The sequence below is a fragment of the Microbacterium sp. Root180 genome (assembly GCF_001428485.1).
Classification (GTDB): Bacteria; Actinomycetota; Actinomycetes; order Actinomycetales; family Microbacteriaceae; genus Microbacterium.
In genome coordinates, this window is sequence record NZ_LMHS01000001.1 from 308,740 (window position 1) to 322,235 (window position 13,496).

At 69.7% G+C, this 13,496-nt stretch carries 9 protein-coding genes; 8 read left to right on the forward strand and 1 reads right to left on the reverse strand.

Annotated elements, in window-relative coordinates; genetic code table 11:
• Positions 1 to 47 precede the first annotated feature (47 nt).
• From ASD93_RS01430 to ASD93_RS01440, 3 genes are read left to right on the forward strand one after another with little or no spacing between them, the layout of a single operon-like run.
• Positions 48 to 2,258 carry an adenylate/guanylate cyclase domain-containing protein gene (locus tag ASD93_RS01430; RefSeq protein ID WP_082569102.1) on the forward strand — a complete coding sequence of 737 codons (2,211 nt, stop codon included), beginning with the start codon at positions 48 to 50 and terminating at the stop codon, positions 2,256 to 2,258.
• A gap of 2 nt (positions 2,259 to 2,260) precedes the next feature.
• A complete protein-coding gene (locus ASD93_RS01435) occupies positions 2,261 to 3,682 on the forward strand; it encodes a mechanosensitive ion channel domain-containing protein (RefSeq protein ID WP_056117864.1) in 1,422 nt (473 codons plus the stop codon).
• 56 nt (positions 3,683 to 3,738) lie between these two features.
• Positions 3,739 to 6,768, forward strand: coding sequence for a hypothetical protein (locus ASD93_RS01440; protein WP_056117866.1), 3,030 nt, complete (start codon positions 3,739 to 3,741; stop codon positions 6,766 to 6,768).
• Positions 6,769 to 6,894: 126 nt separating this feature from the next.
• Here the strand turns inward: ASD93_RS01440 and ASD93_RS01445 are convergent, their stop codons facing one another.
• Positions 6,895 to 7,293, reverse strand: coding sequence for a YccF domain-containing protein (locus tag ASD93_RS01445; protein ID WP_056117868.1), 399 nt, complete (start codon positions 7,291 to 7,293; stop codon positions 6,895 to 6,897).
• 169 nt (positions 7,294 to 7,462) lie between these two features.
• On the opposite strand from ASD93_RS01445, the gene ASD93_RS01450 reads away from it, so the two are divergent.
• From ASD93_RS01450 to ligD, 5 genes are all read left to right on the forward strand, one after another.
• Positions 7,463 to 9,943 carry an ATP-dependent helicase gene (locus ASD93_RS01450; protein ID WP_056117870.1) on the forward strand — a complete coding sequence of 827 codons (2,481 nt, stop codon included), beginning with the start codon at positions 7,463 to 7,465 and terminating at the stop codon, positions 9,941 to 9,943.
• A 235-nt stretch (positions 9,944 to 10,178) separates the two neighbouring features.
• Positions 10,179 to 11,327 carry an SseB family protein gene (locus ASD93_RS01455; protein ID WP_056117872.1) on the forward strand — a complete coding sequence of 383 codons (1,149 nt, stop codon included), beginning with the start codon at positions 10,179 to 10,181 and terminating at the stop codon, positions 11,325 to 11,327.
• Positions 11,328 to 11,416: 89 nt separating this feature from the next.
• Positions 11,417 to 11,815: an ArsR/SmtB family transcription factor gene (locus tag ASD93_RS01460; protein WP_056117874.1), complete on the forward strand. Its 399-nt coding sequence runs from the start codon at positions 11,417 to 11,419 to the stop codon at positions 11,813 to 11,815.
• Complete coding sequence (locus ASD93_RS01465; RefSeq protein WP_056117875.1) at positions 11,812 to 12,288, forward strand: SRPBCC family protein; 477 nt, start codon at positions 11,812 to 11,814, stop codon at positions 12,286 to 12,288. Before ASD93_RS01460 ends, ASD93_RS01465 begins: the two co-directional genes overlap by 4 nt.
• Positions 12,289 to 12,432: 144 nt before the next feature.
• Positions 12,433 to 13,470 (forward strand): non-homologous end-joining DNA ligase, encoded by a 1,038-nt coding sequence (ligD, locus tag ASD93_RS01470; RefSeq protein WP_056117877.1) that lies wholly within the window; start codon positions 12,433 to 12,435, stop codon positions 13,468 to 13,470.
• Positions 13,471 to 13,496 lie beyond the last annotated feature (26 nt).

The following is a 13,496-nucleotide window of genomic DNA, read 5'->3' on the forward strand; positions in this document are numbered from 1 at the left end:
TCGGGTGTGGCTAGAGTGACCCACGAGGCGACCGGGGGGTCACACGCGTGAGCGCGACGACGGACACAGGGGCACAGCACACGCCCATCACCGAGGCCGAGCGCCTGCGCGCGCACGAGATCGAGCGGGAAGCCGCGAAGTCCGCTCCCCAGGCCGAACGCAGACGGCGTCGCGGGGGACTCAGCATCCAGTCGAAGCTGCTCATCATGCTGCTCTCGGTGAGCCTCATCTCTTCGGTCATCGTGGGCGTCATCGGCTACATCAACGGGCGTGAGTCGCTGCAGGCGGCGGCGATCGACCAGTTGACCACGATCCGCGAGCTCAGAGTGAACGAGCTGGAGCACACCCTCGAAGGCGTGCAGAAGGGCGTTCGCCTCGATTCGCGAAACCTGAGCGCGCAGACGCTCTCCCGAGAGCTCAACGCCGGGTGGGACGACCTCCAGACGCGCGAGCTGTCTCCGGAGCAGCTGGCCGAGCTCGAGGCGTACTACGCCGACACCTTCAACCCCGAGCTCGAGGCGAGGACGGGGGAGACATACAGCTCGACCGCGTTCATCCCCGAGTCGAACGCCGGCAAGTGGGCGCAGTATCACTACACGGCGCAGTTCGCAGACTTCGACGAGGCTCTCGCGACGAACACCGCGGCGGACGGCACGCCGTACTCCGCCGCCGCGGAGCAGTACGGGGACTACCTCACTCGGCTGGTCTCGCAGGTCGGCTACGAAGACCTGCTGGTGCTGAACCTCGACGGCGACGTGGTCTATTCGGCCTACAAGGGCGTCGACCTCGGCAGCAATCTGCTCGACGGGCCGTACGAGGACTCGTCGTTGGCCGACGCGTACCGTGAGGTCGTCGCGACGAACAGCGTGAACGCGGTGAAGACCACCGACTTCGAACGCTGGATCCCGTCTCTGAACATCCCCGCCATGTGGGTCGTGTCACCGATCGGCAACGACTCGACCATCACCGGTGTGCTCGCGGCACAGATCCCACTCGACACGATCAACAATGCGATGACCGGCGACCAGCAGTGGAAAGAACAGGGCCTCGGTGACACCGGCGAGGTCTACGTCGTCGGCCAGGACCACCTGATGCGCAGCATCTCGCGTGAGCTCGTCGAGCATCCCGACCAGTACGCCCAGAAGGCCATCTCGGCGGGAACGCCGCCGGCGATCGCCGACCGCGTGGTGGCCGTCAACGGCACGGTGCTCCTTCAGCCCATCGACACGGCACCCGTGGTCGAGGCGCTGAAAGGTCGCACCGGATCTGGAATCTCGACCTCGTACCTCGGGGACGAGAGCATCGCCGCCTGGACGCCGGTGGAGATCGACGGCCTCAACTGGGTCGCGGTCGCGCGGATCACCACCGCAGAGGCCTTCGCGCCGGTCGCAGACTTCACGCGCACGCTCGTGCTGTCGCTGCTCGGCATCGTGCTCGCCGTCAGCGTGCTCTCGCTCCTGCTCGCGCAGGTGTTCACGCGCCCGATCCGCAAGCTCGTGGATGCCGTGCGACGCATCGCCGGAGGCGACCTCGCCGTCCAGGTGCCGATCGACTCGCGCGACGAGATCGGCGATCTCGGATCGGCGTTCAACGACATGGCCTCGAGCCTGCGGATCAAGCAGGACCTCATCGACGCCCAGCAGACCGAGAACCGCAAGCTCATGCTCACCCTCATGCCCGAGGCGGTGGCCAAGCGCTACAAGGACGGGGAGGAGACGATCTCGGAGGAGCACGACAACGTCTCCGTGGTCTTCGCCGAACTCGTCGGCTTCGAGGAGTACGCCGAGGGTCTCTCCGGGGCGAGCGAGACGTCCCAGCTCAACGCGCTCATGCGAGGCTTCGACGAGGCGGCGCAGAAGGCCGGCGTCGAGAAGGTGCGGACGCTGCGCGGCGGGTATCTCGCGAGTTCGGGGCTGATCGTGCCGCGTGTGGACAACGTGCGCCGCGCGGTCGACTTCGCGCGGGAGATGCGATTGGTCGTGCAGCGGTTCAACTCCCAGAACGGCACCGAGCTCGACATCCGTGCGGGCGTCGACACCGGCACGGTCACGAGCGGCCTGGTCGCGCGGACGAGTCTCGCCTACGACCTGTGGGGCGACGCCGTCAGCCTCGCCTACCGCGTCCGCAGCGTGACCGGCCAGCCCGGCATCTACGTGAGTCAGGCGGTGCGCGACCGCATGCAGGACAGTGTGACGTTCACGCCGGCAGGCTCCGTCGAACTGCGCGGCACCGCGCAGGACGTGTGGAGGATCGAGTAGTCATGGATCCGTTCCAGGACGGCTGGCTCGGCTGGGCGATCGCGATCGCGATCGCCGTTCCGGTCGCGCTGGTGATCCTCACCGAGATCCTCGGCGCGCTCACTCGCCGCGGCAATCCCGCGGCGGGACCGGTCAGGCTGCTGCGCAACTGGATCGTGCCGGTGGCGGCGCTGTTCGCGCTCCTCGTCTTCGCCTTCCAGTCCGATGCCGACCAGGTGTGGGCACGGGTGGTCGCCACCGTGCTCGGCTTCCTCCTGATCCTGCTCGTGCTCTCGGCGTTCAACGTCGCGCTCTTCGCCAACGCGAAGGCGGGCAGCTGGCAGGAGCGCATCCCGTCGATCTTCGTCGAGCTCGCGCGGCTCATCCTCGTCGTCGTCGGACTCGCACTGCTGTTCCAGTGGGTGTGGGAGGCGGATGTCGCGGGCCTGATCGCTGCGCTCGGCGTGACGTCGATCGTCATCGGCCTAGCCCTGCAGAACGCCGTGGGCGGCGTCATCTCGGGCCTCCTGCTGCTGTTCGAGCAGCCCTTCAAGATCGGCGACTGGCTGGATGCCGCCGGCGTGCAGGGGCGCGTGATCGAGGTGAACTGGCGTGCCGTGCACATCGACACCGGCTCCGGCATCCAGATCATCCCGAACTCGACGCTGTCCGGCGCGTCTTTCACGAACCTGAGCCAGCCGGCCGGTCCGCACCACGTGTCTACGTCGGTCGCGTTCACGACGGACGACCCGCCGCACGAGGTGATCGCGCTGCTGATCGAGGTGGCGGACTCGCTGCCGATGCGGGCGGGAGAAGAGCGCGCGAGCGCCGACTACGCGGGGTCGGGCAAGTACTCGGTGAGCCTTCCGATCAACGGGCCGGAGCTCGCGCCGCAGGCGCTCAGCCTGTACCTGGCCTGGCTCTGGTACGCGGCACGGCGCCGCGGTCTTGCGCTCGACGGCGATGCGTCCGATCCCATCGCCGAGCCGGGAATGCTCGAGCGTGCGGTCGAGGTCGTCGGGCCCACGCTGCACCTGGGGGAGGAGGAGCGCGAACTCGTGCTCGCGACCTCTCACCTCGAGCGGTACGGCCTCGGTGAGATCGTTCAGCCCGAGGGAGTGCTGCCGCACGACATCCGGTTCATCGTCGACGGTCGCGTGCGGCTCGCGGTCGAAGCGGGCGGCGGACGCCTCGAGTTCGGATCGGCCGAGCCGGGCGACTACGTCGGCCAGACAGCCCTGACGAGGGAGAAGACCCTCACGACGGCGATCGCCGCCGACGTGCTCACGGTGCTCGTAGTGCCCCTCGCGACGGTCGACGAACTCGTCCGCTCGCGCCCGCTGCTCGCGCAGGAGATCGGCCAGTCGATCGAGCTCAAGCGCAGACTCGCCGCCGACGCGCTCGCGAGCGCGGGGCTCGTCCGCGGCACGCTCGGCGGAGGCTGATCCAGCGGCCTCCAGACCTGTCAGAACCACGGGTCGCGGCGGGGTACCTTAGTGCAATGACGACGGCGACACGGCGAGGCATCCTCGCCGTCGTCACATCCGTCGTGCTGGTCGCTCTCGGCCTCGGACTCGGCGTCGTGGTGGGGGATGCGCTGGGCATCCGCACCGAGCCTGCGACGCAGATGGAGCCCGCTGCTCCGACGGCTCCCGATCTCGGCGCACCCGCTCCGGCCCCGCGCTGGACCACCGTCGATGCGCCGGAGGGCGTGCGCTACGACGCCGCGCTCGACAGCCTGCTCGAGGCCACCGCCGACGCCGCCGAGCGCGCGGGCGACACCTCGCTCACGGTGGTCGCCGGCGATGGCGACGACGCCGACGACACCTACCTGCTCACCGGCACAGCCGCCGATCTGCGCATCGAGGCCGCAAGCGAGAGCGGGGCCGTGCGCGGCATCTACGACCTCGCGAACCAGGTGCGCACCGCGCAGCCGGTGGCCGAGCACCTCGGCGAGGAGATCACCTCCCGCCTCCCCTTCCGGATGGTCGACATGGGCGCCGTCGGCGTCGAGCCCGACCCCGCCGCGTGGGAGTCCGGCACCAACTACTCGCACGCCTCCGAGGCCTTCGCGCAGGTGCTGCTGCCCGAGGCGCCCTACATCGACGAGGCGGCGCTCGCCGAGGCCTTCGCCGATTTCGACGAGTTCGTGCGGCATTCGCTCGCCAACGGCTACAACGCGGTGGCGTTCCCCGGCTTCGTCGAGTTCGTCGCGTTCGACGAGGTCGCCGAGGGCGAGGTCTACACCCCCGGCGATGAGCACCGCGCGCAGGCGCTCGCGCTGCGCGACGCGTTCGGGCCGTTCTGGCAGCACGCCGACGACCTCGGCATGGACGTGTTCCTGCGCACCGACATGCTCACCCTCACGACGCCGCTCGAGGACTACCTCACCGACCGGTTCGGGTCGCTCGACACCGAGAACCCCGAGCTGTGGGACGTGTACGCCGCCGGGCTCGACGAGCTCTACGCGGCCGAGCCCGCGCTCGACGGCATCCTGATCCGCATCGGCGAGGCCGGCCAGGTCTACGACGTCGAGGGCTGGGACTACTACTCGCAGCTCGCGGTACGGACACCCGCCGCCGTGCGGGCGATGCTCACCACCCTGAGCGCGCAGGCCGAGGCATCCGATCGCGAAGTCATCTTCCGCACGTGGAGCGTGGGCGTGGGCGCCGTCGGCGACATGCACACCAATCCGGAGTCGTACGAGGAGGTGCTGGGCGGCATCGACTCGCCGGCGCTGATCGTCTCGACGAAGTACACGCTCGGCGACTTCTACAGCTGGCTCCCGCTCAACGACACCCTCGAGCAGGGGCAGCAGCGGCGCATCGTCGAGTTCCAGAGCCGGCGCGAGTTCGAGAACTTCGGCGCCTTCCCCAACGACCTCGGCCGCGAGTACCAGTACGCGCTGCAGACGCTGCTCGCCGCGAACCCGAACATCGAGGGCGTGTGGGTGTGGACGCAGGACGGCGGCCCCTGGCGCGCCGGTCCGATGACCCTGTACCTGAAGGCCGGGTTCTGGCAGTTGTACGAGCTCGACACCGTCGTCGCCTCGGCGCTCGCCCGCGATCCCGAGACCGACGTCGCCGACGTCACCGCCGGGTGGGCGCGTCAGTGGTTCTCGGACGACCCGGCGACCGTGGCGGCGATCGTCCAGGCCATGGATCTCTCGCGCGAGGCCATCGAGCAGGGCATGTACATCGAGGCGTTCGCCGACCAGCGCGTGTTCGCGATCGGTCTCGAGCCGCCGCCCATGATGTGGATCTTCGAGTGGGACATCCTCACCGGCGACTCCGCGGTGCTCGACGTGCTCTACGCCATCTCGCGCGACGCGACCGACGGCGACATCGAGTCGGTCATCGCTGGCGGACGCGAGGCCGTCGAGACGGTCGAAGCGATGCGCGACGCGGTGTCAGGGACGGATGCCGCGACCTGGCGCGATCCCGCGATGCACGACGCGTTCGTGGAAACGCTCGACTACGAGCTCGACGTGCTGCGGCTGCTCGGCGCATACCGCGCGATGATCCTGCACCAGGGACAGTGGCACGACACCCTCTCGCCCGACGCGTACGCCCAGTGGGATACCGACCGAGTCGAGTACGAGGCGCTCGCCGCCGCGCACCTCGAGACCTACGACGGGAACATCGACTACCCCGCATACAACCTCACGGCCGCGCAGCTCGGCGTCGAGCGCGCGGAGCGCGACCTGGCGATGGCCTGGATCGCGCGCGCGCTGCTCCTGCTCGCCCTCGCGTGGGTCGTGATCGGCATGCTCGCCGCCCGCACGCGACTCGTGCGCCGACCGGGTGCCGCGGCGGCGCGCGCATCGTGGATCGCCTCGGTCCGCCCGTGGCGGGCGCGCGAGTCGACCCTCGGCATGCTCGACCTCGACCGGTGGCTGCTGCTCATCGTGCCGGCCGCTCTGCTGGTGGCCACGCGAGCCGTGCAGACCTCGTTCCTGTCGTGGGCGCACCTCGCGGTCGTCTTCGCGGCCTGGGGGATCTTCGCGCTGGTGGTGCGGCTCTTCGTCCGGCGACGCTCGCCGTGGCCCGTCATCGCCGCCGTCGGCGGCGTCGTCGTGCTCCGCTGCATCGTGACCCTCTTCGCCCTCTCGTTCTCAGGCCCCGGCGGGTACTGGTTCGCCTTCTGGACCGAGCCGGTGTTCCGCACGCTCTACATCGCCGTCGCGTTCGCGCTGTTCGTGTGGGTCTTCGTCGCCGGGGGTTGGGCGCTCTCACCGCAGGTCGGCGCACGGCGGGCGACGGGCTACGTGCTCGCCGCGATCGGTGCCGCGCTCGCGATCCCCGCGGCGGTGATCGGCGCGATCGGCCTCGAGACCGCCCTCAGCCTGTGGAACGACCAGATGGGGCTCCTGCCCTGGGGCCTCGCGCGCATCCTCGGCATCACGACCTACCTCGAGATCCCGCCCGAGACGCCGTGGATCGCCGCCGCGTTCGGCGCGGTGCTTTTCGTGGTAGGTCTGCTGCTCGCACTCCCGTGGCGCCGCCGGGCCGCGGCATCCGCTCCCGCCTGAGCCTCTCCACGCGCGTCCCCGCCCTCTACCGTCCGTTTGTGCGGGCGAATGCGCGCCTGTGCGGGCGCCGATGCGTGCATTCGCCCGCACAAACGGAAGGGGTCGCCGCCGAACGTGCGACGCGGGTCAGTGGTGGACGAGAGCGCGCGCCTCGTCGGTGCGGACGATGTCCTTGCCGAGCGGCATGAGGGAGACGGGCACGAGCTTGAAGCTCGCGATGCCGAGCGGGATCCCGATGATCGTGATGCACATCGCGACGCCCGTGAGGATGTGGCCGATCGCGAGCCACCAGCCCGCGAGAATCACCCACACCACGTTGCCGAGGAACGAGCCGACCCCCGAGCGGGGCTTCTCGACGATCGTGCGGCCGAACGGCCACAGCGCGTAGACGCCGATGCGGAACGAGGCGATGCCCCACGGGATCGTGAGGATCAGGATGCACAGGATCACCCCCGCCAGCAGGTAGCCGAGGAACATCCAGAAGCCCGACAGCACGAGCCAGATGATGTTGAGAAGCGTGCGCATGCATCGATCATGTCAAGCGGATGCCGCGAACCTGCTGTGCGCGGCTGCTCAGCCCGGCTTCACACCCGAGTCGGGAAGACACGCCGTGCTCGGCGCGCATCGACGGCGTGTCTTGGCCACTCGGGTGGGGGGACGCGGTGTCGGGCGGCGCGCCTAGAATCAGAGGGCTATGACCGACGCCTCCGCGGCCGCGCAGCGCGCGGCATCCGTCCCTGTCATCGTCGGTGCGAATCAGGGTCCCTCGCAGCCCGGCGCGCGCCCCGACGAAGATCTTCTCGCGGGGCTCAACCCGCAGCAGCGCGAGGCCGTGACGTTCCGCGGGCAGGCGCTGCTGATCGTCGCGGGCGCGGGTTCGGGCAAGACCAGCGTGCTCACCCGTCGCATCGCGTCGCTGCTGCGGGGCCGCGAGGCATGGCCGAGTCAGATCCTGGCGATCACGTTCACGAACAAGGCCGCGGGCGAGATGCGCGAGCGCGTCGAGAACCTCATCGGCGACTCGGCGCGCGGCATGTGGATCTCGACGTTCCACTCGGCGTGCGTGCGCATCCTGCGGCGCGAGGCCGAGCAGTTCGGGTTCACCAAGTCGTTCACCATCTACGACTCCGGCGATTCGCGCGCGCTCATCAAGCGACTCGTCAAGGAGCACGAGGCCGACGCATACGGGCTCACTCCCGCGGCGACGCAGAGCCGCATCTCCAAACTGAAGAACGAGCTGTCGGATGCCGAGTCCTACGCCCGTTCGGCGAACATGGCAGATCCGGCGGAGCGGGTCTTCGTCGAGCTCTTCGCCGCGTACCAGCGCGAGCTGCAGCGCGCCAACGCCTTCGACTTCGACGATCTCATCGGGCAGACGGTGTTCCTGTTCCGGGCGTTCCCGAAGGTCGCCGACGTGTACCGCCGCCGATTCCGCCACATCCTCGTCGACGAGTATCAAGACACCAACCACGCCCAGTACGCGCTGATCCACGAGCTCACCCGGCCGATCGGGTCCGGCGCCGAGCCACATTCCGCCGGCGGCATGATGATCTTCGATCCGGATCCTGCCGACGATCCCGACAAGGCCGGAGCCTCGCTCACCGTGGTCGGCGACTCCGATCAGTCGATCTACGCCTTCCGCGGCGCCGACATCCGCAACATCAGCGAGTTCGAGCGCGACTACCCCGGCGCCAAAGTCGTGCTGCTCGAGCAGAACTACCGTTCGACGCAGAACATCCTGTCGGCGGCCAACGCGGTCATCAGCAACAACTTCGACCGCAAAGACAAGAAGCTGTGGACGGACGTCGGTGCGGGCGAGCAGATCGTCGGCTTCACCGGCTACTCGCAGCACGACGAGGCGCAGTTCGTCGCCGATGAGATCGAGGCGCTGCACCGAGCCGGGGCGAACTACTCCGAGGTGGCCGTCTTCTACCGCACCAACTCGCAGTCGCGCGCGCTCGAGGAGATCTTCATCCGCTCGGCGCTGCCCTACAAGATCATGGGCGGCACGAAGTTCTACGAGCGCGCCGAGATCAAGGACGCGCTGGCCTACCTGGTCGCCGTCGCCAACCCCGCCGACGAGATGGCGATGCGCCGCATCATCAACCGTCCGCGCCGGGGCATCGGCGACGTAACCGTAGAGGCGATCTCCCGCTACGCGCAGGAGGAGGGCATCACCTTCCGTGACGCGCTCGCGAACTCGTCTGCACTGGGAGTCGGTCCCAAGATCCAGTCGGCGATCGCACATCTCGACGCGGTGCTGGCCGAGGCATCCGCTCTGATGCTGCCTGCGTCGGGTGAGCTCGCTCCGCCGACCGCGGTCGCCGAGGGCGTCCAGCTGCTGCTGAACAAGAGCGGGTACTACGACGCCCTGCGCGCGAGCAAGGACGCCCAGGACGAGGCGCGCATCGAGAACCTCGACGAGCTCGTCGCCGTGGCGCGCGAGTTCGCCCGCAACAACCCCGAGGGCACGCTGCTGGACTTCCTCACCGAAGTGTCGCTGGTGTCGGATGCCGATGACCTCGAGGACGCGTCGGGCTCGGTGTCGCTCATGACGATGCACACCGCGAAAGGTCTCGAGTACGACGCGGTGTTCGTCACAGGTGTCGAAGAGGACCTCATCCCGCACCGCATCTCGGCGAACGAGCCCGGCGGCCCGCAGGAGGAGCGCCGGCTGTTCTACGTCGGCATCACCCGCGCCCGCAAGCGCCTGTACCTGTCGCTCGCCATGACGCGAGCGCAGTTCGGCGAGGTCACGGTCGCGATGCCGAGCCGCTTCCTGCAGGAGATCCCGGCGGAGCTGCTCACCTGGCGGCAGTCGCCCGGCGACGTCAACTCGCGCGGCGGCACGCAGTCGCGCGCCCTCAACGCGCGGCGCCAGAGTGGCTCAGGATACGGCGGTGCGGGCAAGCGGTACGGCGACGACCTCGTCCCGCTCCCACGGCGCGAACCCGGCGGCAACCTCGAGCGGTTCGCGAACAAGATCCCCGCCAAGGTGCGCGACAACGGCGACATGGAACTCGCGCCCGGGGACCGCATCCGCCACGACGACTTCGGCGAGGGGCGCGTCGACGCGGTCACGGGCGAGGGCGCGAAGCGTGTCGCCCACGTGCGGTTCGACACCGCGGGGCCGAAGAAGCTGCTCATCAAGATCGCGCCGATCGAGAAGCTGTAGCGCGGCTGGGGCCGCGGCCCGATCCGCTGCCCGTTCGGGCCGGCTGTCGGTGACGGCGCGGGGCCTGGGGTGGCTGTCGGTCACGGCGGTCCGGCGCGCCCTCTCCAGCCGATCTCTCGCGGGCTCGGGGCGCGAATCTGCCACGACGCGCGGGCGAGGTTCGGCGTGTCGCGCCGGGTTCGCGCCCCGAACCCCCGGGACTCGGGCCAGGGCGCCCCGGGGTTAGGCTCGACGCATGGCTCTCTTCTCGCGCCGGCCCAAGGACGCTCCCGACCCGAAGGGGACGGATGCCGCAGCCGACGCCGCGGCGAGTGCGGCCGACGACGGCACGAGCGAGAGCCTGTCCGAGACGACGCGCGATGCATCGGCCGGCGCCACCGAGCCCGGCGCGACCGCGCCTGACACGACCGAGCCCGACGCTGTCGCCGACCCCGCCGAGCCGACGGGCGCCGAGCCCGACCCGGCCACGGAGGCGGCAGCATCCGTCTCCATCTCCGTCTCGTCGTACGGCGGTCTCGGCTCGTCGGCTCCGGCCGCGTCGGCCGCCCCCAAGCTCCAGCCGCGCCGCACAGGTCGCGCGGCGACCAAGGAGGCGCCGACGAACGCCGAGACGGTTGCGGGGCTGCGCGACAACGTCCTAGTCCGCGAGGCGCTGGCCCGCCTCGGCGACGGCACCGCCCCGCAGGCCCTCCTCGATGTCGCCCGGCAGCTGCTGCAGGGGCACCTGTTCCTCCGGGTGAAGGGCGACGCCCGCTCGCTGCTGGCCGAGGGGCGGGAGCTTCCTCTCGCGGTGATCAAGGTCGAGGACCGCCAGTTCGCGCTGGCGTATTCCAGCGGCTCCGCCCTGCAGGCGAGCGTGCGCGCCGACGGCGACGTCGACACGTCGGCGATGGGGCAGCCGGTTCTCTCGGTGCTGCGGCACGTTCTCGCGGGGCCCTACGAGGGTCTCATCATCGACCAGTCGTCGGCCCCGGCGCGCGCAGTGCTTCCCCGGCCGCTCCTCGAGAAGATCATGGAGAGGGTGGATGAGGAGCTCACCGTCAAGACGCTCCTCGCCGCCGAGCGCACACCCGAGACCGGAGCCGCGGTCGCCGAAGCGCTGACCCGCGTGCCGCTGTGGGTCGCCGTCGGCAAGGTCGCCGACGGACGCCCGGGGCTTGCCGAAGGACGTGCCGAGGACGGCTCGCGCTACCTCGAGGTGTACTCGCACCCGGTCGAAGTCGCGGTGATGGGTCGCGGCGATCAGGCCGCGCCGCTCACGGGTCCGCAGCTCGCCCGCGCACTCGACGGGGATCCGGAGATCTCCGGCGTGATCGTCGATCCCGCCGGCCCGTGGATCCGCCTCTTGCGCGAGGAGCTCGCGCCCGTCTTCGCGTCAGCCTGACCAGGACGACCTCCGAGGTCGGGGTTGACGAACCTCTTCCGTGCGCGTACGTTATCAACTAACACGTTGATAAACGAAGAGGTTGATGAATGGATTCCGACTCCGCCCTCGATCGGGCCTTCGCGGCGCTCGCCGATCCGGTGCGACGCGCGATCGTGGCCCGGCTGAGTCGCGGGTCGGCGACCCTCGGCGAACTCGCCGAGCCGTTCGACATCTCCCTGCAGGCGGTGTCCAAGCACATCACGGTGCTCGAAGAGGCCGGGCTGGTGTGGCGCACGCGCGAGGCGCAGCGCAAGCCCGTCCACCTCGACGCCGCCGCGCTCGAACGCCTCACCGCCTGGATCGACCGCTATCGGCTCGATGCCGAGCGCGCCTACCGCCGACTCGACGTCGTGCTCGCGGCATCCGCCAGAGCCGAAGCATCCGCAACCGCCGCACAGACCCCTCGCACAACACCCACCACCCGTACGAAGGAGAAGGAATCATGAGCAATCCGCTCATCATCGACGCCGTGCCGGGCACGTCGTACGCAGACATCACGCGCGAGTTCGACGCGCCGGTCGAGGCACTTTTCCGCGCTCACGCCGACCCCGACCTGTTCCTGCAGTGGATCGGACCGGGCGAGGAGCGCACCGAGATCACCCACTGGGACTTCCGCACCGGTGGCGGCTACCGCTTCGTGCAGCGCGACGGCAGCGGCGAGTACGCGTTCCGCGGCTGCTTCCACACGGTGCGCGAGAACGAGCTGATCATCCAGACGTTCGAGTTCGAGGGATGGCCCGACGAGGTCAGCATGGACCGCATCGCCTTCGAGTCCCTGCCCGGCGGGCGCTCGCGGATCGTCGACCACAGCGTGTTCCCGACGATCGAGGTGCTCGAGAACATGGTCGCCGAGGGCATGGAGCGCGGCATGCGCGAAGGATACGAGAAGCTCGACGCGATGCTCGCCCAGGGGGTGTGATCTCGGTGCGGCGTTGAGATTGCAGGAGACACGCCGAGGCCCGAGGCCTGCGGGCCTCTCCGTGCGGCGTGTCTCCTTGTTTCTCGACAGCGACCCACACACGCGGGGATGCGGGATGTCGCTCCCCGCGCCTAGGGTCGGAGCATGGCGTCCGAGCGCATCACCCTCACCGTCCCCGGGCCCGACGGCGACCGCGACCTCGGGCTCTCGAGCCCCAACCGCGTGCTGTGGCCCGAGCTCGGCATCACCAAGCACGAGCTGGCGGAGTACGTCATCGCCGTGGCCGAGCCGTTCCTCACCGCCAACGGCGACCGGCCGGTGTCGCTCGAGCGGTTTCCCGAGGGGGTCGACGGCGAGCGGTTCTACTCGAAGAACCCGCCGAAGGGCGCCCCGTCGTTCGTCGAGGCGCAGACCGTCACCTACAACAGCGGGCGGCGGCATCCCCAGCTCATCCTGACCGAGATCGCGACGGCGGTGTGGGCGGTGCAGATGAACACGATCGTCTTCCACCCATGGGCGTCCCGGGCAGCGAACACCGACAACCCGATCGAGCTCCGCATCGACCTCGATCCTCAGCCGGGCACGGACTTCGCCGATGCCGCGGCCGTGGCTCCTGCGCTGCGCGAGGTCCTCGCCGAGGCGGGGCTCACGGCCTTCCTCAAGACGAGCGGCAATCGCGGCATCCACGTGTTCTGCCCCATCGAGCCGGAATGGGAGTTCCTCGAGGTCCGCCACGCGGTGATCGCCGCGGGCCGCGAGCTCGAGCGGCGGCTGCCCGACAAGGTCACGATGAACTGGTGGAAAGAGGAGCGCGGCGAACGTATCTTCATCGACTTCAACCAGGCCAACCGCGACCGCACGATGGCCGGCGCGTACAGTCCGCGGGCTCTGCCGGGCGCGACGGTGTCGACGCCGCTCTCGTGGGACGAGGTGGCCGATGCCGATCCCGCCGCCTTCACGGTGCGCTCGGTGCCGCAGCGACTGGCCGACATCGGCGACCCCTGGGCCGACCTGCAGGCGAAGCCGGGCCGCATCGACACCCTGCTGGAGTGGTGGCAGCGCGATCTGGACGCCGGGCTCGGCGAGCTGCCGTTCCCGCCCGACTTCCCCAAGATGCCGGGCGAGCCGCCGCGGGTTCAGCCGAGCCGCATCAACCCCGAGAACTGGCCGAAGCCGGAGTGATCCCGGCGGCTCAGCCGAGCCGCATC